12 protein-coding genes and 1 pseudogene are annotated in these 19169 nt (G+C 45.0%); 6 read left to right on the top strand and 7 right to left on the bottom strand.

Going from position 1 to position 19169, the window contains the following annotated elements; genetic code table 11:
- Positions 1 to 176: 176 nt before the first annotated feature.
- Positions 177 to 1361 (bottom strand): MFS transporter, encoded by a 1185-nt coding sequence (locus ACE15A_RS13875; protein WP_053510682.1) that lies wholly within the window; start codon positions 1359 to 1361, stop codon positions 177 to 179.
- A gap of 570 nt (positions 1362 to 1931) precedes the next feature.
- Here ACE15A_RS13875 and ACE15A_RS13880 point away from each other — a divergent pair.
- Positions 1932 to 2342, top strand: coding sequence for a hypothetical protein (locus tag ACE15A_RS13880; protein WP_053510684.1), 411 nt, complete (start codon positions 1932 to 1934; stop codon positions 2340 to 2342).
- 588 nt (positions 2343 to 2930) lie between these two features.
- Here ACE15A_RS13880 and ACE15A_RS13885 read toward each other — a convergent pair.
- The 4 genes from ACE15A_RS13885 to ACE15A_RS13900 form a co-directional block, all read right to left on the bottom strand.
- Positions 2931 to 4037, bottom strand: coding sequence for a Gfo/Idh/MocA family protein (locus tag ACE15A_RS13885; RefSeq protein ID WP_077944453.1), 1107 nt, complete (start codon positions 4035 to 4037; stop codon positions 2931 to 2933).
- A 10-nt stretch (positions 4038 to 4047) separates the two neighbouring features.
- Positions 4048 to 5328, bottom strand: a complete 1281-nt coding sequence (locus ACE15A_RS13890; protein WP_053510687.1) for an MFS transporter — start codon at positions 5326 to 5328, stop codon at positions 4048 to 4050.
- Positions 5329 to 5609: 281 nt separating this feature from the next.
- Complete coding sequence (locus tag ACE15A_RS13895) at positions 5610 to 6302, bottom strand: oligogalacturonate-specific porin KdgM family protein (RefSeq protein WP_023248695.1); 693 nt, start codon at positions 6300 to 6302, stop codon at positions 5610 to 5612.
- Positions 6303 to 6347: 45 nt separating this feature from the next.
- Entirely contained in the window at positions 6348 to 7508 is a 1161-nt protein-coding gene (locus ACE15A_RS13900; RefSeq protein WP_023248696.1) for an N-acetylneuraminate epimerase, read from the bottom strand.
- Between the two features lie 506 nt (positions 7509 to 8014).
- Between ACE15A_RS13900 and ACE15A_RS13905 the strand changes: the two genes are divergently transcribed.
- The 3 genes from ACE15A_RS13905 (at position 8015) to ACE15A_RS13915 (ending at position 11523) form a co-directional block, all read left to right on the top strand.
- Positions 8015 to 8695 carry an N-acetylmannosamine-6-phosphate 2-epimerase gene (locus ACE15A_RS13905; protein WP_023248697.1) on the top strand — a complete coding sequence of 227 codons (681 nt, stop codon included), beginning with the start codon at positions 8015 to 8017 and terminating at the stop codon, positions 8693 to 8695.
- Positions 8696 to 8859: 164 nt separating this feature from the next.
- Positions 8860 to 10356: a sodium:solute symporter gene (locus ACE15A_RS13910; protein WP_023248698.1), complete on the top strand. Its 1497-nt coding sequence runs from the start codon at positions 8860 to 8862 to the stop codon at positions 10354 to 10356.
- A 285-nt stretch (positions 10357 to 10641) separates the two neighbouring features.
- On the top strand, positions 10642 to 11523 hold the full coding sequence (locus ACE15A_RS13915) for a MurR/RpiR family transcriptional regulator (RefSeq protein ID WP_023248699.1): 882 nt from the start codon (positions 10642 to 10644) through the stop codon (positions 11521 to 11523).
- 104 nt (positions 11524 to 11627) lie between these two features.
- Here the strand turns inward: ACE15A_RS13915 and phoH are convergent.
- Positions 11628 to 12415 (bottom strand): annotated as a pseudogene (gene phoH, locus ACE15A_RS13920) (phosphate starvation-inducible protein PhoH).
- Between the two features lie 692 nt (positions 12416 to 13107).
- Between phoH and ACE15A_RS13925 the strand changes: the two are divergent.
- Together ACE15A_RS13925 and ACE15A_RS13930 are read left to right on the top strand one after the other, a co-directional pair.
- On the top strand, positions 13108 to 15384 hold the full coding sequence (locus ACE15A_RS13925) for an NEL-type E3 ubiquitin ligase domain-containing protein (RefSeq protein ID WP_077944454.1): 2277 nt from the start codon (positions 13108 to 13110) through the stop codon (positions 15382 to 15384).
- A gap of 127 nt (positions 15385 to 15511) precedes the next feature.
- Positions 15512 to 17269 (top strand): NEL-type E3 ubiquitin ligase domain-containing protein, encoded by a 1758-nt coding sequence (locus ACE15A_RS13930; RefSeq protein ID WP_024149720.1) that lies wholly within the window; start codon positions 15512 to 15514, stop codon positions 17267 to 17269.
- Between the two features lie 51 nt (positions 17270 to 17320).
- On the opposite strand, the gene putP is transcribed toward ACE15A_RS13930, so the two are convergent.
- Positions 17321 to 18829: a sodium/proline symporter PutP gene (gene putP, locus ACE15A_RS13935; protein WP_053510689.1), complete on the bottom strand. Its 1509-nt coding sequence runs from the start codon at positions 18827 to 18829 to the stop codon at positions 17321 to 17323.
- Positions 18830 to 19169: the final 340 nt, after the last annotated feature.

Below are 19169 nucleotides of genomic sequence, written 5' to 3' on the forward strand. Positions count from 1 at the left end.
GATAAATTCAATGTATTACAGTTGTCACAAATTCTTCCGCTGTTTTTAAGCAAATGTGTATTTTTAGCTTTCAGTCACGACAAAAATGGTAATATCAAATAGATATAACCAGGCCGCTATTATGACCGTGCGGCGTAATCACTGTTCGAATCACAAACGCAGTAGTATTAAAGATGCTATAAAGCATGCTCCGGATAATACCGACAAAACAATACTGAAGATGCGCCAAAAATTGTCATTAAAATACCTGAAACGATAATAACAGAGGGTATTGAGAAATATCCCACTGCAAGCGCCCCGACCCCGGCCCCTAAAGGAATAGCGACATACGCAACCATACGTGAAAAAGAAACGACCCGGCCGAGTAGTTCGCCGGGAACGCGGATCTGGCGTTCAGTAAAGTAAGTCACCATAATCAATGCATCGACGAAATTTACCATCGCCCATGCTACAGAAAAGAAAACAGGCTGGTTAATCGCCATAAACAACGTAGCTACACCGAGCAATATGGCCAGAATAGAAATTTTCTTTAGCGCACCAATTCTTTCATCAAGGATATTTTTCGCCATAAAACTGCCGGCAATCGCCGCGGCCCCTCCGACCGAACACACGGCACCGACAGCAAGATCGGATAATCCAAAATTATGTTTCAGATGATAAACAAACACACCTAAGTAAAGAAACATAGCAAAATTATTTGCCATGAAAAGTAAAACACCAAACTTTAAAAAATCATCACTGCTTATTGCTTTAGCACCTTCCTTTAGCATATGCCCGACGTGAACATTACGAACCTGGATACTCACAAAATGGATACACCTCAGGGTGACGATGACCGCAACAAGATAGCTAAACGCATTGAGATAAATGACGAACTCATAACCCAGTACCACCACCGCCAATGCGCCAATTATAGGCCCTAGCGCACTGAGCAAACTGTCTCCGGCATTTACCATCGAATTTGCCCAATGGAGACGCTGCTTGCCAATCGCGATGGGAATGCTGCCCTGAAAAACGGCATGATAAAATGTACCAATCGACGATATAACAAAAATCATCGTATAGATGGTAGAGATTGGCGCCTGGTGGTGGACCTGAAAGGCAAGTATCAGGCAGGAAGCAAAACCAACTAAATCCAGAAGCCATAATAACGTTCTCTTATCATAGCGATCGGCCATAACGCCTGCGGGTATTGCAAACAGAACCTGCGGTAAAAAAGTTAAAATATATCCCAGAGCCGTACCCAGTGCCGAATTCGTTTTAGCGTATAAAAAGAGTGGTACTGCAAAACGAAATGCCCAGTCACCCAAAGCACGGAAAAGATAAGTATATATCAGAGCACTGTCTCTATTTTTCTTCACCTTACTTATCCTGTTTCCAGCTTATCAATAATTCAAATTCTCATAAAAAACACGGAACGGAACCTCCGGCCTGGCTGGAGATCGTCTGTGCACAATAAAAAACGCATTATCAATATGTTAATGTATTCACTAAGAATATATTTTCCGTTGAAATAATTAACATCTGGCTTCTGTCTTAGTTTTATCATCTAAAAAATTATTTTCAAAGCTGAAAACATACAAAAAATTACAATGTTATCAAAATGTGATTTAAATCACCTTTTCTTAACAAGAATGAAACAAAACAACAAAAAATAAATTAAAACAGCACGTTGCATGTTATCCATGCGCGTCATTTGATCGAGATAACAGAGACATTAGAGACATTAGAGACATTACAGAAAAATAAAATAATAACATTATGTAATAATAAAACTCACAAACAATAACACAAAGGAATCATAACGCTTATAAAGCATATTAAAATATTTTTCTATCTAATAGACATTCCAGAAAAAAATTGTATCAAGTATTAGTTAATACGAAGCCATCAGCAATAGAAACTGATAATGCTCTCATAAGGCACTAATCATGGATAAAAATAAATCAAAAGAACAATTAATTATCGACGGGTTTTACTCTCTGCTTGTGCAACACATTAACAAGAATGGCAGTATACAGTTACAACAATATATAAACTGGAAATCTCATATCAGCACTAAGTTAACGTGGGTGATCCTTCATCTGGCCATACATTCTGACCGAGATGACGATGACAAAGAAAAAAACAGATCTTCTTTTGCATTAGATTTCATCCTGCAAGAAATGGAGGGATACGACCCTAAAATATTATTAAATTATTGCACAGGCATAGAGGCTCCGGATCTCATTTTCATCGATCATCTGTCGTTTGAATTTAATGTTAATTCTAACTGGCTTCTCTATGGAGAGGGCTTACCTTTTATAGAAAACAATAATTCCGGCATTGATCATACAACTTAAAAAACAGACCATATACTCCCCCTCCCGCGATATAACTGACTGAGTCTACGGGTAGACCACTTACTACCTATGTATCCCTACGCGCGGAAACCGCCATGCTGCACTACACTGTCCGGTCACGTTACGATAATCAGCTACGTCTGCAAGATGAGAACTCATCCCCTCTCACCGCCATCTTAAAGAAAGAGCTCGTACGAAAGTACGGGCTTTTTTGTCTATGGAAAACCCCCAGCCAGGCTCTGTCTCTTGATCAGATCTCCTGATCAAGAGACAGGGCTATGCCGGAGGATATTTATTTCGCATTAAGTTACCTTACCGGGGGGATGAGAACACCCGATCGGGGTTCGACAACTGGCGCAGCCAGTTGGACAGACGACGAGCCTGCGAGGAGACCGCCCACAGGGCGAGCGCAGCGAGTCAATCCCCCTCACCGCCATCTTAAAGAAAGAGTTCGTACGAAAGTACGGGCTTTTTTTCGCATTAAGTCACCCGTCCATTGCCGGATGGCGGCGCAGTTCACAGGCGCCTTATCCGGTCTACATAAGCGCAGCGCCACCGGGCAATAAAACTACCATCCGGCTTTCAATTTTAGCCAAGAATTTCAGAGAGTTTAACTTTGCGCCCCTCGTTTGAGGAAAGCGTCGCAGCATCAGCGGTAGCAATGGCATTTGTCGCCGCTTCTCCCGTTAGCAATTTAGCAAACTCCTCGCCTGGCTCCAGACCGTTTATCACATCATGCAAGTACTGCATCTCCAGTTTCATAATTGATGAGAGCCACATCGGCGTACGTTTACCGGGTTTACCATAAGCGATTGCGCCATCCATCTCACTGGATATGTTACCGTTGCGACGATCATCATCCTCCGCCTGGCTTTCATGCACAAGAAAGTGTGTTTTTTTGCCCGCTTTTATTAGATAACCAGCCGTGTTTTGCATATCAATGAGAATTGCACCTGTCGTGCCCTCAATTAATACATAGTGCTCAGGGTAGTGGAACGATGATCCCCACTGAAGTGTCGCGAAACGACCGCTTTCAAACTCAAGGGTGATCAGGACAACATCATCTTCATCACCAAATTTTTCACCTTTGTGCGCAACATTCCCCGCCGCCATTGAAACCAGGGATGGGGTTTCATCCATGATGAATAGTGTACAATCCAGTTCGTGAATGTGATGGTACAGATGCCCGCCTGACTTTGCGCGAATCTTCTTCCATGAGATCTCATCCTGCACATCTTCAAAACCATTACGTTTAGTGTGAACTTGTGTAACTTCACCGATTTCACCGGCTTTGATGAGCGCTTTTGCGTGGCGAACCCCGTGAAAAAAGTTCATAACGTGACCCGCCATAAAGGTAACACCAGCTTCTTTGCAGGCATCAACCATCTCCTTACAATCCTGGTAATTTAAGGCGATAGGTTTTTCACAAAACACGTGTTTACCCGCTTTAGCCGCCGCAATGACCGGCGCTTTATGTAAGTAATTTGGTGAAGCAATAATTACGCAATCCACATCAGGATGAGTACAAAGCGCCTCCATCGTTGCAGTGGCGACACAGTTCAGCTCTTTCGCTATCGGAGCCGCATTTGCCGGATCGTAAATCGCAGTGATTTGCGCCCCTTCAACCTTAGACATAAATCGCGCCAGTTCAGCGCCAAAATAACCCGTACCTACAACACCGTATTTCGTCATCATTTATCCTCTATTAAAATTCTTTTGTTGACTGAAATCTTTCACGACGTGCTTTTAGTCTATCCGGAATGGATAAGCCAATAATGAGTAGAATTGTTGCGGTCCAGAAAGCAACAATGAACGTTAGCGCAGCGCCTAGCCCCATTGTTATTCCAAGCCAGGTCGCCGCCATTGAATTGAATGTGCCTGATGTCGCAGCAAGATTGTAAATCAGCCCGGTACCCAAACCACGAACCTCAAGAGGAAAGTAGTCGTAGAGGAATTTGGGAACCAGCCCGCCAACACCCACGTTAGTCGCCATTAAACCGAATAAACATGCGCCCAGCAGTAAATAATTATCTTGCGGAATTCTGAATAACGGGAAAATGAATAAAAAGGACATGAGAAGACCAATGCTGAACGTTTTCTTCAAACCAATTCTATCTGCGCACAGGCCCCAAACGATATTTCCCAATACAGTGCCGAATGCCGCCGCCGTCATTAAATTAGAGACCACGCCCGTATCAAAGCCCTCTCCCGCCAAATACGTAGGCAGTAGACCAAAGATCGGCCAGTTTGCGCCGAAGATAGAGAACAGAACAATAAATACACATAATGTCAGTGGAAATTGAGCTCGATTAAATAGCCCTTTCATTGACAAAGAGAAAACTGACCAGGCACTTTGTGAATGCTTTCCGAGACCACTGAGTTTGGCTTCTTCCCACTCTTTAGATTCAGGTGCCCTGGCCCGGATGTAGATTACTAAAAGAACGGGTAGCAAACCGACAAAAAAAGCAGCGCGCCAACCATACGCTTCGGCAAATGACGGCATAAAGTAGGCTGCTATGATGTTACCAATACCGAAACCTGAAACCAGAAATGCGCTCGCTTTAGATTTTAAATGCTTTGGCCAACTTTCCACGGCATAAGTTGAAGCGCAAGCATACTCCCCCGCCATCCCCATACCGACAATGAAACGACTAAGCGTCAGCATAATTACACCGGAAGCCAGGCCACTTAACCCTGTACCTACAGAATAGACAACTATCGACCACATCATTAACGGCTTACGGCCAAATTTGTCTGCCAGCAGACCAAATAGCGCCCCGCCAAATGGTCGCCCAATAAAGGCCGCTGTGGCAAGGAATGCGCCCTCCATATCTGTCAATCCTAAGTCAGCCTTGATCAGATACATAATGTAGAAAATCAGCATAAAGTCGAAGCCATCAAACACGTAACCCAGCCATGCTGAAAATAAAGCATTTTTTTGTGGACGTGTTATCTCGCTATACCACGGGAAGAATTTTGCTATCACAATAAAACCCTTATTTGCTGTTACCGTCTGAAATGCTTACGGAGTTACTTTTTAAGTCATATCAATTGCCGAATAAGACACTATCAACCGGCACTTTCCAACGACCGCCTGAGATCGTGGCTATGTAAGGCGTATCTTCATTGTTTATCATCCTTATTCGTAGCTACGTTAAGGACGTGAATACTCAAGACAAAGTCTAACGTTCTGTAACGTAACCACGGGTATAAGATTATCGATATAAATACTAAGCAAAGATTAGTACAGTAACTCTTTAACCTTTATCAAAAATGGTATTGTAATCCAACGCGATAACGGGTCTGTCTCTCATCGGTATTATTTTTCACCGCTACATTTCCGACCTCAACGTATGGTGTAAATGACTTATTCAGTTTCCAGGCTAAAGCCACATTATGTTCATAGTTTGTTTTTTTGTTATCAAATTTAATTTGATCGCTATCCATCCAGGTAAAGTTATATTCTAATTTTAACTTATCAAAAGAATACCCGATATAAGTATCAAATCTGTTCGTCTTTTCGTCATCAATGTTGTTAGCTGTCTTTCTGGCATAGTCATAACGGTAACGACCAGCCATATAAACACCAGAGTCAAAATTATATTGCAACCTTAAGTAAGGCTTATATATGGAAGTATCCGAACCGCTTTCAAATATAAATCCAGGCTGCAAAACAACATGATCCGTGATTTTATAATTATAACTTACCCCCATTTCTATAGCGTTCGTGACTAGATCACTTAAATACTTATCCTGCTCGCCATCCACTCCTCCCGACTTAACACTGGCATCGACATAAAAACCAATGCCGTTAGGAAGCTTTTCAATTATAGCAATACGGTCTTTATTAATTCTGGTTCTATCAGCATATTCATGCCGATAATCAATGGTTGCCGCTTGTAGATATGATGAAAATGCTATAAACGAAACCATACCCAGAAGATATCTGTTGATTTTCATAAAATACTCCGCTTATCAATTAACTTTATTTTTGTATTTAAAAAATTATTTTACTAATAAATTACCATCACGCATGGTAAAGGAGGTTACAGACGAAACAGGTTTCCCTTTAGCATTTTCACCACCAATAAGGAAAACTTCATCACCATAACTTACTGATACACCATAGCCGAGAGGTTGTTTCATTTTACCCATATATTGCCAATGACCATTAATCAAACCATAGACTTCATCTCGCCATTTTTTATTTATTCCTTCGTGGGAATAAAACTTTCCATTGGTATAATTTTGTTTTGCCCCCGGAAAATTCGCGCCACCAGCGACAAGCAGGACACCGTGACTATAGCCCGAAAATGCTCCGGCCAATCCTTCCTGCTGTTGTTCTCCAGGCGATGGCGGTAACTGGCTGTTCTTCAGCCATGTTAGCTTATCGTTATCCCACATGGCGCGGTAAATCACATCGGTACGTAAACCCGGTTTGAGTTCACCATTAATCAGCATCAGAGAATTATTTTCCATTACCGATGACGATCCTGCCGTTCCCGCGCCTGGCAGCTCACCGGCATTCTCCCATGTGTTCTCTTTAGCATTGTAGATAAATACAATTTTATTAAAAAAATAATCTTTGGCAGGTTTATTAAAATAATTATAGATGACTTTATTTTTTTCACTTTCATCCGCAGCCGCAGCCGCTATATCAATAAAATACTTATCAAAGATATGCTCATTAACCCCTCCGGTAATAAGTACCATCGTTTCGTTTAATTTTACTCCCGTATGCCCTGTTAATCCAACTGGAGATATAGTGTCAACTTTTTGCCATGTATTTTTCACCGGTGAGTATTTGTACACATCGCTATAAACCTGCAACGGTGATTCACTGTTTTTTTTCCCTACGCCACCAAAAACATACAACTCATCATTTAAAAATACCGACACTGATTGCTCACGAGCTCCGCCAGGAAACGACTTTATACGCTCCCAGTCTTTATGTTGCTTTTTAAGATCAATTTTATACCAGGATGTCCCTGCGGTACCTAAGCCGACATAAATCACGCCATTATTATCAATAGCACCAGTACCATTTTTCAGTGGTTCTGGTATATCAGGAAGCGTCGTTGCATATCCTGATGTGGTGATAGCAACTGATAAACATAGCGCCATTAGCGTCATCATTTTCTTAGAATTTTTCATCTGCATCCCCATGCGAAGAAATACAATTGGAGTAAAGCTTCATCATTAGTGATCTTATGGTGCACAATTTCAACAATGATAATGACAAAATGTGACCAAGCGCTAAAAATAATTACATGAGGTTATCATGTACGAGGTAAAAGCACACCATGGTGATGTTAGAAGTGATTATGGGTGACCTGTCATGGTCAAACTCGTTAGCGATAGCATTCTGAATAAATACAACAAGAATTATGTGATGTATTTCATACTGGCTATCCCGTAGCGTATAAGCTCCTTCTGAGCATTTTATCTTTATGCAGGAAGCAGTTAATAAAATACAGCATGCTGCCGTCAGAATGAGTTGTATTTGTCTTGTAGCTTCAGGTCATTGCCTCAAATCCGCTGGCGCGGTAATTGAATGACAAACATACCTTATGACTGTGTTCACATTTTTCTATCTTCTTGCTTGATGCAGCAACACTCCACAACATAATATAAAACGGAGCAAAACTTCAAAATATATAAGGCGGAACTGAATGTCACTATTAGCCAGGCTGGAACAAAGTGTACACGAAAACGGTGGGCTGATTGTCTCATGCCAACCGGTACCAGGCAGCCCTATGGATAAACCTGAAATTGTGGCTGCAATGGCACAGGCAGCGGCTTCGGCGGGTGCGGTCGCTGTGCGCATTGAAGGCATTGAGAATCTGCGGGCTGTTCGTCCCCATCTTTCTGTTCCTATTATTGGGATAATTAAACGTGACCTTACAGAGTCGCCAGTCCGTATCACTCCATATTTACAGGATGTTGACGCCCTGGCGCAGGCAGGCGCCGATATTATCGCTTTTGATGCCTCATTCCGCTCTCGCCCGGTTGATATTGATAGTTTACTGACACGTATTCGCCTGCATGGATTACTGGCGATGGCAGACTGTTCAACCGTGAATGAAGGCATAGATTGCCATCAGAAAGGAGTGGAGTTCATTGGTACAACACTGTCTGGCTATACCGGCCCCACCACGCCGGTTGAGCCAGATTTGGCAATGGTGACACAACTGAGCCATGCAGGTTGTCGTGTTATTGCCGAGGGGCGCTATAACGCGCCTGCACTGGCGGCCAATGCTATTGAGCATGGTGCCTGGGCAGTTACCGTTGGTTCCGCTATCACCCGTATCGAGCATATCTGTCAGTGGTTCAGTCACGCAGTAAAACGCTGATCAGGGAAAGTAAATGCTCTGCCTTTCACATCTCATGATTAGCGTCATTGGGGTTAACAAAAACTATTACTTGATCTGAATATCGTATCGTCTGAATGATGGGAAGATAAAAATACCCAGACGATGACCGCAACTCTACTCAAAACCATAAGCAGGAAAGAACTATGATCACACATTCTTTCGGCATCGTTAACTATCTTGTATTATTTGGCTACCTCCTGGCCATGATGTTAGTCGGTGTCTATTTTTCCAGACGGCAAAAAACAGCAGACGATTATTTTCGCGGTGGTGGCCGGGTTCCTGGTTGGGCGGCTGGGGTCAGTGTATTTGCCACTACGTTAAGCTCAATTACATTTATGTCAATTCCTGCCAAAGCGTTTACTTCCGACTGGACGTTTATCATTGGTCAGTATCTGGCTATCGCAATTTTACCGCTGGTTTTTTATTTCTATATTCCGTTTTTTCGGAAATTGAAAGTCACATCAGCCTATGAATATCTCGAAGCACGGTTCGATGTGCGCTGCCGTCTGTTCGCCAGCATGTCATTTATGTTATTTCATATTGGACGTATCGCCATTATCACTTTCCTCACCGTGCTGGCCTTGCGCCCCTTCATCGCTATAGACCCGGTGATTTTGGTACTGTTGATTAGCGTGATGTGTATCATTTATACCTGGATGGGTGGAATTGAAGGAGTAATATGGACTGATGTTATTCAAGGTCTCTTACTTTCTGGCAGCGCGATACTGATTTTTATAGTGATATGTCTCAAAGTCCAGGGCGGCATTGGTGAAATTTTTACGGTGACGCAGCAGGCGGATAAATTCTTTCCGGCCACGCAGTTCCACTGGAGCTGGACGGAAAGCACAGTACCTGTATTGATGATTGGTTTTCTGTTTGCCAATATTCAGCAATTTACTGCCAGTCAGGATGTGGTCCAACGCTATATCGTGACTGACTCCATAGAGGAAACGAAGAAAACATTACTTACAAATGCCAAACTGGTTGCTGTGATCCCTGTTTTCTTTTTTGCTATCGGCTCGGCATTGTTTGTCTACTATCAGCAACATCCACAATTATTACCGGCGGGATTCAACACTGGCGGCATTTTACCCTTATTCGTGGTCACCGAAATGCCAGTCGGCATTGCAGGGTTGATAATCGCCGCTATTTTCGCTGCCGCGCAGTCCAGTATCTCCAGCAGCTTAAATAGCATTTCCAGTTGTTTTAATTCCGACATCTATCAGCGCCTGAGTCATAAAAAAAGAACGCCAGAAAACCGTATGAAAATAGCTAAATTAGTTATTCTGGTCGCGGGCCTGATAAGTAGCGCGGCCTCGGTATGGCTGGTCATGGCCGATGAATCAGAAATCTGGGATGCATTTAATAGTCTGATAGGTCTGATGGGAGGGCCAATGACCGGTCTGTTCATGCTGGGTATTTTCTTTAAACGAGCAAATGCCGGGAGTGCGGTTTTAGGAATTATTATCAGCGTCATTACCGTGCTGGGCGCACGCTATGCCACTGACCTTAACTTCTTCTTTTATGGGGTCATTGGCTCGCTAAGTGTGGTGATCAGCGGCGTTATTTTCGCCCCGTTATTTGCCCCGGCAACGCCATTGACGCTGGATGAAAAACCTGAACCAAAGGTGACATTATGAGTTCATGATACCACGCTATACCGACACAGCACACAGTGACGCCGACGCCCGGGGCGACAATACCGGGCCAGGTATAAACCATCCGTCAGATGGCGCGCTATAAACACCGTAAGAGCAAACAGATTACTCTCCAGTGATGTTCTGTCATAAGTTGGCAACGCGATGTAAATATTCCCCCTCCTTTACTTACATCGCGCTTTTTTTCATGCCGCAGACTTGATAGGCTCTGCTCTGTTCGATATTGCAGGCTTTTTGCCGCAATCAGCCCTCAAGAGCAGGAACTATATGGAGCCTCAACCCCCACGTCTTAAACCCGGAAAAATCCTTGATACTCTGGGTGCTATGCAAAAAAGCCTGACACGTGCCTCCCAGCGTATTGCGCAATATATTTTAGCCTTCCCCAGACAGGTGACACAGTCATCTATTGCCGATTTGTCGCGCGAAACACAGGCCGGAGAAGCCACGGTTATTCGCTTTTGTCGCACCCTGGGCTATAAAGGTTTTCAGGATTTTAAAATGGACCTGGCCATTGAACTTGCCACTACCGAGTCTGATGACAGTAGTCCTCTACTGGATGCCGAAGTTAGCGAATCCGACGATGCCCACGCCATTGGTTTAAAATTGCAGAACACCATTAGTAATGTATTATCTGAAACGCTAAATCTGCTTGATATGCAACAGGTTATCGGTGTTGTGGACGCCCTACGTCACTGTCACTCAGTTTATATCTTTGGTGTGGGCTCATCGGGGATCACGGCGCTGGATATGAAACACAAGCTAATGCGTATTGGTTTACGGGGCGATGCGGTAAGCAATAACCATTTTATGTACATGCAGGCTACGCTATTAAAAGCAGGCGATGTCGCGATGGGCGTCAGTCACTCGGGCACATCGCCAGAAACGGTGCATTCACTCCGGTTGGCCCGACAGGCTGGCGCCACCACAGTCGCCATTACCCATAATCTGGGTTCTCCATTATGTGAAGAGGCCGATTTTTGCCTGATCAATGGTAATCGGCAAGGAATGTTGCAGGGTGACTCGATCGGTACGAAAGCCGCACAGCTTTTCGTCTTTGACCTGCTCTATACCCTTCTTGTACAGTCCTCGCCAGAACAGGCCCGAGAAAGCAAATTACGGACAATGAATGCCCTGGACATGACAAAATAATTCCCTTCACGTACAGGCGTCATTTTCCTTTTTGTCCATGAGTCTGCTGGACGCACTATAGACAACAAAGCCCGGTCTCCCGGGCTCTGAAAGTCAATGCTATATTAGCGGTATGCGTGAAGTGTTCGCTGACAAAGCGCCGAGCGCACGCAGTCGTCTTTGTTGAATCGCACTATCCCTACCATCTCATCTTCGTTAAAGCGGGCTAAGGCATCGCTTAAACCTGACTGAACGTGTGCCGGCAAATCGCACTGGGTGATATCGCCATTGACAATAACCGTGACGTTTTCTCCCAATCGCGTCAAAAACATTTTCATTTGCGCCGCTGTCACATTTTGCGCCTCGTCAAGGTCACGACCGCATTTTCAAAAGTACGCCCACGCATATAGGCGAACGGCGCAATTTCTACCTTACCGATTTCCGGACGCAAGCAATATTGCATAAAGGAGGCGCCCAACCGTTTAAGCAGTACGTCATAGACGGGACGGAAATAAGGCGCAAATTTCTCAGCGATATCACCGGGCAAAAAACCAAGATCTTCATCAGCCTGCAATACCGGGCGCGTCACAATGATCCTCTCGACGTCCTTATGAATCAATGCTTCCGCCGCCTTTGCCGCACTAATCCATGTTTTTCCGCATCCGGCTTCGCCGGTCGCAAAAATAAGCTGTTTACTGTCGATAGCGTTCAGATAATGCGCCTGTGCTTCATTTCGCGCCTTAATAGGCGAGGTATCGCGACTATCGCGCGCCATGCCAATGGCTTCTACTCCGCCCATTTGTACCAGTGACGTGACCGATTCTTCTTCACGTTGCTTATGACTACGCGAATCTCGTCTCAACACACGCTTTGCTTCACGACGTGCTTTGATCACTGCTTTTTGTCTTCCCATGGATAGCACCTTGAGTTGTAGGTATACATCACCCGCGTTCTATTAAACGCGATTATGCGCACACACATCTGAGGGTTGGCTTCCTTGTAAGCCTTATCTTGCTTTTTGAAACGACGCCACACACGGCTACGCGCACCAAATATGACGTCATGGATATGGGGAGTAAGGGAAATGATGAGAGATTTTAAGATGGCAAGATCACCACCGGAGAGAGAACGTCCGTACAGGGTGTTGTAACTACTGTAAACAATGTGTCCTGGTGCGGACATTACCATTCGCGATCTCCATAGTGAGTGGCCATCACTGCCGGGGAACTACCGCTATTACTACTAAGTACAACACAAAACATCAAAAATGCAACAATGTACTTACAAAAAATTAACCAAAATTTATTGCGTCACTGCCAGTCTCTTACAGAAAGATTACACAATTATTTCATAGGCAGAATACTAAAAAATATAATCATCAGATTCTGCAGGTATTAATTCTGAAAATATCCATAACCCATTGAATATGCAACATGTATAAGGTTCAAATGGGATAATTAATGTGTCCTCTATATCGTCGCTACAACGGCATTTATTTAGCAAAATTTTATGAGGTACATTTACGCCAGTAACGCTGAATCGTTTTAATTCTTGTCATTACTCTATCGCGTTAAGGCTATTAGTACCATTAACAGGAGATTTCATATGTGGCCAGTTGGTGATTACGCGGGACGTATTACACCCACAGCATCAGAAGCATCCCCCGCAGCAAATACGAGCTATTATACCTTATGGCAAACCTGGGCTAATGAAGCCATTGTCGGAGAAGGGGAACAACGAGATATAGCGGTTGAAAGATTGTATGCTTGCCTTTCCAATCAGGAGAGTATTCTTGATTTAGGGGAGCTTAACCTGCGCACTTTACCCCTATTGCCTGCATGTGTTTCAACTCTGAATGTCAGTAATAATCATTTATCTGCCCTTCCAGATCTACCCAAAGGATTAAGAGCTCTTACTTGCGCTGGCAATACATTGGCCTCACTTCCCGTGCTCCCTCCAACGTTACAAACACTTGATTGCTCACAAAACACATTATCCGAACTACAAAACGTCCCTCCCGCGTTAACGGCGCTCAATTGCTCAAAAAATAGTTTGAGAGAGCTTTCTCATTTACCTGATACACTTCAATCATTAGATTGTTCAGGTAATATGATAGCCTCACTTTCAGAATTACCTGATAACTTACAAATACTCGATTGTTCAGGAAATAGGCTTGAAGTCCTACCGGATCTCCCCCCTTCATTGAAAACTCTTAATTGTGCTGTCAATGGATTAATAGGCTTTCCATTTATGCCTTTTTCGCTGCAAACACTCAATTGCTCATACAATGAACTCACCGGGCTTCCCCCTTTTCCTGATTCACTGATAAATCTCGACATCGCCTATAATGAATTTAATTCTCTACCGCCACTCCCTCCTTTATTGGCTACATTCATATGTACAAATAATCCACTTCACCAGTTTCCAGTATTGCCTCTTTCACTACAAAGACTTACCTGCGCCAGCACATCACTAACGGCACTCCCGCCTCTGCCATCTGCACTACAGGAACTTCATTGCCAGAATAATGAGCTTATCTTCCTGCCTGAGTTGCCTGCTTCATTAACCGATTTGAATTGCTCAAATAATTATCTGGTGAGAATGCCAGCGCTACCTGACTCGCTCATTTCGCTTGATTGCTCACACAATCGTTTAGAAACGCTTTCTATTTTACCCAATTCACTTCAATTCCTGATTATCCTTCATAATCGATTAACGACGCTTCCTCAATTATCTGAATCACTGAGGTTTCTCAACTGTTCGAGTAATGGGATTACGGTACTCCCAGATTTACCTAATACTTTAAATAGTCTTTATTGCTATGCCAATAGACTGGAAACGCTTCCTACTTTGCCAGATACCCTACAAGAGCTTGGCTACAGCGGTAATCCACTGACAACGTTACCCGAATTACCGGCGTCACTCATAAGCCTGAATAACAGTGAGTCTGCCGGAGGCGCTATCGCTCCTCTTTCGTTCATCCAAAGTATTGGATATTGGTTTCCGTTCTCGCAGAGAGCTGAAATGCTTACTCGTTTTGAGGGAATAGCCAACGAAGAGAATGCAGAGATATTTAGTCGTTTTCTTAACAGACTTCAATATCGTTACAGAGACCCACAGTATGAAGATTTCAGATCCCAGGTTAAGGAGTGCCTTATCCGACTCGCTGACAAACCTGAATTGAGAGAAAAATTATTTATGTGCGCCTATGAATCAACACTAAATTGCGATGATCGCATTTCTCTCACATGGAATATGATGCGGGTCGCTGAAATGGCTTTTACCGTAGAGCAAGAGGGTCATGAGGGAAATCTTCCGGAAATGATCGATATAGCTCGTCAAGTATTTAGAATAGAATCGTTAACGGAGATTGCCAACAGAAAAATCCAGCAGATCCTGAGAGTAAACAATACATTCAATGAAGATTTAGAGGTGATATTAGGCCTACAAACCCAACTGCGCGACGCTCTTCGCTTAACGCATGTCGCCCCAGATATGTATTTCTTCCGTTTTTCTCATCTTACTGAAATAGATGTAAAAACTGCAGAACGTCAGGTGCGAGTAGCGGAAAATAGCCGGTTTGAATCATGGCTCAACAATTGGGAACCGTGGCAAATGTTGCTAAAACGTATAGATCCACTGTGGTATGAAACGGCTGTAAATGAAAAATACGCTTTTGTGGATGGCCCGGATTTTCAAAACCGACTGGACGAAAAATTCCAATTACATCAGGTACCTCCTGAGGCTCGTGACGATGCCCGCTATCCTTTAGGTAAGATCGTTCTTGCAGAAAAAATACACGAAATTTTTGTTAATCAGACACGCAAAATTTTGGCAGCGAAAGAGCACTCATCCTTGTTGGAGCCACTATGGACCGAATAAAAAACCGATTCTTCAGGAAGAAAAAACAGACAGTTAGCTAACAGCGCAGGCGACTACTGCCGTTCCTATATGATGCCACTGGTATCGACATATCAACGACATTGATGCCATGAACAGGAGAGTTATTATGCTACCAATAAATAATCCCGGAGGTATTCCGACATTGGTGCCAGAAACACCGCCGGCTACGGACAAGGACTATCCTGCTCTCTGGCAGGCCTGGGCAAAAGAAGCGCCCGCAGGAGGCCATGAATTGAGAGAGATGGCAGTCGAAAGATTACTGGCCTGTCTGGCGAAACAGGAAAGTACGTTAGATCTCAGCGAGCTTAACTTAAGTTCGCTGCCAGACTTACCGCCATTGATTAAGACACTGCACGTGAATGATAATCATCTTTCGTCGTTGCCGGATCTGCCTGAATCGTTACAGATACTCATCTGTTCATTTAATCCACTGGAGCAACTGCCTCCCTTACCCTACTCGCTGAAAGAGCTTACCTGTTCAGCCTGCCATCTGAAAAACTTGCCTTCATTGCCAGACGCTCTGGAAGAACTCTGTTGCTCAGGGAATTCTCTGGAAGAACTTCCCGTACTCCCTGTATCGATGAGGTATCTTACCTGCACAAACAATGGCCTTAGATCGCTTCCTGCTCTACCAGAATCGCTACGCATGTTGATTTGCTCAGACAATCCACTATCAGCATTACCCGGTTTACCGGGATCACTGTGTTCACTTTACTGCTCAGGGTGCAAATTAGAAACACTGCCAGACTTACCAGAGTCGCTAAACTCTCTCATCTGCCCACGTAATCAGCTCCGGGAAATGCCAACATTACCTCTTGACCTGGACGAACTTAACTACCTGGAAAATCCCCTACTGCAATTTCCTGTTTTGCCGCCGTCACTCATTACACTTAATAATAGCCCCTATGAAGGCGGCGCGACCAACACTGCGCGTCCGCTGACGGATAGCGTCGCCGACTGGTTTCCTCTCGTCCAACAACGAGATATTCGTGAGCGCTTTCGGGAGATCACGCATGAAGCAAACGCCGGAATTTTTAGCGAGTTTTTAGACCGGCTGCGCAACCGTTACGCCGATCCGCAGTATGAGACTTTCAGGTATCAGGTTATGGGCTGCCTGATCCGCTTAGCCGCGTCCCCTGGGTTACGGGAAAAATTATTTATGTGCGCGCTGGGCGCAACGGCTCGCTGTGACGACCGCGTCTCTCTGAGTTGGAACAACATGCGCATCGCGGAAATGGCCTACACCGTTGAACAACACGGCGCTGAACATAATCTGCCTAAAATGGTCGACCTCGCCCGCGAGGTATTCCGTATGGAAAGGCTTACTCAGATCGCCAGTCAGAAGCTCGCCCAAATTCAACGCGCGCACGAACACTTTAATGAAGATTTAGAGGTCCTGCTGGGTTACCAAACCGCTCTACAACATACGCTTCGTTTGACGCAAGTCGTACCGGATATGTATTTCTTCACCTGTTCGTATCTGACAACAGAAGATGTGGAAGCGGCAAGGATTCAGGTTCAGACAGCAGAAAATCAACATTTTCTGGAATGGCTGAGCCTGTGGGAGCCATGGCAGGCAATGCTCAAACGGCTTAATCCTGCCGCCTGGGACGCTGCGGAAAGCGAAAAAAACGCCTTTACGGTTAGCGAAGAATTTCAGCGCCGAATTAATGCGAAGCTGGAAACGCCCGGCTCGTCTGAATCCGTTCCCAATAAGACGATGCAGGAGGCTGGCGTCGAAGTGATGAAAGAGAAACTACGAGAATTATTTATGCCCTGTACGCTCAGCACGCTGGAAGCCAAATCGCAGTTATCGCTGCTGGAACCGGTCTGGGACTTATCAGGGAACCAGGCAGGCGTATAATACCGCCGGGTAAAACATGTCCGATAGCAATAACGCTATCGGACATGTCGGTTATTCCGCCTGTAGTTTCGACGGCGGCGCTGAATGATAATGCGCGTCCGCTTTTGCAAAGCGCTCCTGCATCGCCGCTGTCGGCGCTTTGCCAAGCAGGCTAAAGACTACAATGCCTATACTGCCGAAAATGAAGCCGGGGATGATCTCATACAGTTCCAGCCAGTCATACTGTTTCCAGACAATAACCGTGACCGCGCCGATGATCATTCCCGCCAGCGCGCCGTTACGTGTCATACGCGACCACATCACAGAAAACAGGACAACAGGTCCAAATGCCGCGCCGAATCCAGCCCAGGCGTAGCTCACCAACCCCAGCACACGGTTATTGGGGTTCGCCGCCAGCGCAATGGCGATCAGCGCCACCACCAGCACCATCACTCGCCCTACCCATACCAGCTCTTGCTGGCTGGCGCTTTTACGCAGAAAAGCCTTATATAAATCTTCCGTAATCGCGCTGGAGCATACCAGCAACTGACAACTCAACGTCGACATCACCGCCGCCAGGATAGCAGACAGGAGAATACCGGCAATCCACGGGTTAAACAGGATCTGCGCCAGTTCAATAAATACGCGTTCTGAGTTTTGGTTCACCGCCCCGGCCAGCGCAGGGTTATTGTTAAAGTACGCAATGCCAAAGAAGCCCACCGCAACCGCGCCCGCCAGACACAGAATCATCCAGGTCATACTGATACGACGCGCATGCACAATGCTGTGATGGGAATCCGCCGCCATAAAGCGCGCCAGGATATGCGGCTGACCGAAGTAACCCAGTCCCCAGCCCATCAGGGAAATAATGGCGACAAAATTCAGCCCCTTGAGCATGTCAACATTTTCGATGCACTTTTGCTTGATCACCTCCAGCGATTCGCTAAAACCGCCTACGCCGACAATAACCATCACTGGCGTCAGGATTAACGCAAAAATCATCAGGCTGGCCTGAACGGTATCCGTCCAGCTAACGGCAAGGAACCCGCCGATAAACGTATAAATGATAGTTGCCGCGGCCCCCGCCCACAGAGCGGTTTCATAGCTCATACCGAAGGTGCTTTCGAACAGTCGTGCCCCAGCGACAATACCTGACGCGCAATAGATAGTGAAAAACAGCAGAATGACCAACGCGGAAATAATACGCAGAACCCGACTCTTATCCTCAAACCGACCGGTAAAATAGTCCGGCAGCGTGAGCGCATTATTGTTAAATTCGGTATGCACACGCAGGCGTCCGGCCACCAGCTTCCAGTTAATCCATGCGCCTAACGTCAGGCCAATGGCGATCCAGCTTTCAGAGATCCCCGACAAAAAGATAGCGCCTGGCAGCCCCATTAACAGCCAGCCGCTCATATCCGACGCGCCGGCAGATAAGGCCGTGACAAACGGTCCCAGGCTGCGACCGCCAAGAATATAGTCATCAAAGTTTTTGGTTGAGCGCCAGGCGATAAACCCAATCAATATCATGCCAAAAATATAGACACAGAATGTCACCAACATCGGTGTGCTAATAGCCATCAAGGTTCTCCAGATTTATTTATTGGCAATGCCGTAGCGTGCCGTTTTGTACCCTGCCGGAACGTGGCAACGGTGTTTATGTTTACCAGGGCGACCGTATCCTGCCGGAAGCGGTGGTTATTCACAATCGATTTAACACACCATTTACATCAAATTTGATTGCAGAGGGATACTATTTTTCTCCAGGTTGCACTCTCTCACATTTTTTACGGTTGCACCTTTTAAAAGTGTTAACTACCGCAGAGAAAATAAATCCAGATTGTTTTCCCGTCAGAGTCGCTCTTTCTTTTTTTAACAATTTATTCATTTTTAAGCTTGCAACGCAGGTCACATTTAACGC

It is taken from the genome of Salmonella sp. HY31 (assembly GCF_042604575.1).
GTDB classification, from domain to species: Bacteria; Pseudomonadota; Gammaproteobacteria; order Enterobacterales; family Enterobacteriaceae; genus Salmonella; species Salmonella diarizonae.

Coding starts and splice junctions, on each gene's coding strand:
- ACE15A_RS13880 (WP_053510684.1), top strand. CDS start 1,932: ATGGATAAAAATAAATCAAAAGAACAATTAATTATCGACGGGTTTTAC.
- ACE15A_RS13885 (WP_077944453.1), bottom strand. CDS start 4,037: ATGATGACGAAATACGGTGTTGTAGGTACGGGTTATTTTGGCGCTGAA.
- ACE15A_RS13895 (WP_023248695.1), bottom strand. CDS start 6,302: ATGAAAATCAACAGATATCTTCTGGGTATGGTTTCGTTTATAGCATTT.
- ACE15A_RS13900 (WP_023248696.1), bottom strand. CDS start 7,508: ATGGGGATGCAGATGAAAAATTCTAAGAAAATGATGACGCTAATGGCG.
- ACE15A_RS13905 (WP_023248697.1), top strand. CDS start 8,015: ATGTCACTATTAGCCAGGCTGGAACAAAGTGTACACGAAAACGGTGGG.
- ACE15A_RS13910 (WP_023248698.1), top strand. CDS start 8,860: ATGATCACACATTCTTTCGGCATCGTTAACTATCTTGTATTATTTGGC.
- ACE15A_RS13915 (WP_023248699.1), top strand. CDS start 10,642: ATGGAGCCTCAACCCCCACGTCTTAAACCCGGAAAAATCCTTGATACT.
- ACE15A_RS13925 (WP_077944454.1), top strand. CDS start 13,108: ATGTGGCCAGTTGGTGATTACGCGGGACGTATTACACCCACAGCATCA.
- ACE15A_RS13930 (WP_024149720.1), top strand. CDS start 15,512: ATGCTACCAATAAATAATCCCGGAGGTATTCCGACATTGGTGCCAGAA.
- putP (WP_053510689.1), bottom strand. CDS start 18,829: ATGGCTATTAGCACACCGATGTTGGTGACATTCTGTGTCTATATTTTT.